Source organism: Candidatus Colwellia aromaticivorans, assembly GCF_003333305.1.
Taxonomy (GTDB): Bacteria; Pseudomonadota; Gammaproteobacteria; order Enterobacterales; family Alteromonadaceae; genus Colwellia; species Colwellia aromaticivorans.
On the sequence record NZ_QOLD01000067.1, the window covers coordinates 1 to 2,002 of the forward strand.

Consider the following 2,002-nt stretch of genomic DNA (forward strand, 5'->3'; position numbering starts at 1 on the left):
TTAGTTTATTTAATATTGCTTCTTTAAATTGGCTTGAATGCCTTTGATAGTACACTGTTGTTAACTTACCGCTCCCTGTTTATTTACTAAATTAATTGAGGCGACAACAATCCTGACACAGGGGGATTTGAACATTCTGAAGCAACAGAATGTTATGTCTGTGGTCAACGTTGGTGGAATGGTAAAGTGGAAATTGCAGTAATAGATGAAGGTGTCGGTATAGCTAATTCCTTAAAAAGATCTCACCGTATACCTAGCGATAATGAAGCATTATCTATGGCTATAAAACCTGGTATTTCGAGTACGAGCAATATAAATCAGGCTCAAAATACTTATGATAATTCAGGGTTTGGGTTGTATGTATTAAGTCAACTAGCTTCTAGCTTTGGCTGGTATGTTTTAGGAAGTGGCACTGCTAGATTAGTCGGACATGGCAATAATGTCAGTCAAGAGACTCTAAATTTTAGTGGTACTTATTTTGGAATGCAATTACAGCGACCACCTCAGCAATTTAGCCAACTCCTAGATGACATTATAAGTTCAGGTGAGGAAGAAGCAGAAGCAAGTGGAATTTCTAAAAAAGCTTCAGGTATGTCAAAGTTGTACTAAATGAGAGCTAACAAGAGCTTATCTGAATCTATTTTTTCTCAGTTATAACTAATGACCGCAGCGGTATTTTTTACCATTAGTAGATCTTTTTCAAAGTGTCACAAGTGAACAATGGTCGCAAGGCGAAAAAAATAAATAATGTAAATGTTGATAAAACACATGTCCAAACGCCCATCTGCAAGAATTGGCTAACAATTAAAGTTAGCCTGCATTTTATATTTAATTAATCATCTAAGATAAAGCCAACAATCCCCCCAATGGCGGCACCAATGACTATGCCTTGTGGACCAAATCGTGCGCCTATCAATGCACCAGTCGTTGCTCCTTTCATAGCGCTATCTGAAGTGTTGTTACTCATTCAATTATTTTCCTTAGTTTTTGTAGTTCATACAGACAACCGAATATTTAATACGACTGTCAGAGAAGTGTGCTTGAGGTAAGTAAGTCATTACACCTTAAATTTAGTGGTGTAATGACCACTGAGTTTTAATGGACTATTTACTTTTGCTAGTCCCTGTCCATAAAAGGGCATGTTGGACGTTTGGGCGTGTTATTTTTCAAATGATTAAAACGAATTTGTATTGTATGCATAATGTGCGCATAATATGACTATAGGATGATTAAGGTGACTAATATGAATATTACTTTAGGTAAAGAATTTGAACGTCGTATTACTGAAAAAGTTTCGGATGGTTTATATACATCAGCAAGTGAAGTGATACGTGATGGGCTTCGACTATTATTTGAAAAAGATGCCAACAAAAATCAACAACTAGAAATACTTAGAGAAGAAGTTTCCAAGGGGTTTGAACAGTTAGCTGCAGGTGAAGTTTCAAATCATAATGTTATGGATATTTTTGAACAAGCTTCTTCAGCTGCAAGTAAAAATTCAAATGCCAAGTTATAATTTATCCCCTTTAGCTGAAGAGGATTTATTCAAAATAATTTCAACAACAATTGAATCTTGGGGAAGCGCACAGGCAAAGGTGTATTCTCAAACCATAGACTCAGCCTTATTGAAACTAGCTCAATACCCGGACTTCGGTAGGGAAAGAAGTGATGTTTATAATGGTGCTAGAAGCTTTCCTGTAGAAAAACATATTGTGTTTTATCAAGTCAGTGACAATGGTATTGATGTTGCTCGTATTCTCCATCAACGCATGGATCTCTCAAAGCATTTCTAATTATTATAAGAAAAAACTTTCTGAGACTTTTCTGTGAGTTTGCAAAGCTAATAACTTACGTTTAAATCCAAACTATGACATGTGTAAACACCGCCCTAAAAGCGCCACTATTTGCCGAATTTAACGATAAACCGATCTTTCCCCAAAAAAAACCATCCTTTAAAATCATCTCACTCAATAGGGATTTTGAGTAATAAAAAATCAAATAA

Annotated in this window: 4 protein-coding genes; 3 read left to right on the forward strand and 1 reads right to left on the reverse strand. The window is 35.6% G+C overall.

Annotated features, from left to right (window positions below):
• The first annotated feature begins 186 nt into the window (after positions 1-186).
• Positions 187-609 (forward strand): hypothetical protein, encoded by a 423-nt coding sequence (locus DWA31_RS10365; RefSeq protein WP_210725583.1) that lies wholly within the window; start codon positions 187-189, stop codon positions 607-609.
• A 223-nt stretch (positions 610-832) separates the two neighbouring features.
• Here DWA31_RS10365 and DWA31_RS10370 read toward each other — a convergent pair whose 3' ends face one another.
• Positions 833-967: a YMGG-like glycine zipper-containing protein gene (locus tag DWA31_RS10370; RefSeq protein ID WP_114326520.1), complete on the reverse strand. Its 135-nt coding sequence runs from the start codon at positions 965-967 to the stop codon at positions 833-835.
• 276 nt (positions 968-1,243) lie between these two features.
• Here DWA31_RS10370 and DWA31_RS10375 point away from each other — a divergent pair, with 276 nt between their 5' ends.
• Both DWA31_RS10375 and DWA31_RS10380 read left to right on the forward strand, forming a co-directional pair.
• Positions 1,244-1,516: a type II toxin-antitoxin system ParD family antitoxin gene (locus DWA31_RS10375; RefSeq protein ID WP_114326521.1), complete on the forward strand. Its 273-nt coding sequence runs from the start codon at positions 1,244-1,246 to the stop codon at positions 1,514-1,516.
• Positions 1,503-1,793, forward strand: coding sequence for a type II toxin-antitoxin system RelE/ParE family toxin (locus tag DWA31_RS10380; RefSeq protein ID WP_168427330.1), 291 nt, complete (start codon positions 1,503-1,505; stop codon positions 1,791-1,793). Before DWA31_RS10375 ends, DWA31_RS10380 begins: the two co-directional genes overlap by 14 nt.
• Positions 1,794-2,002: the final 209 nt, after the last annotated feature.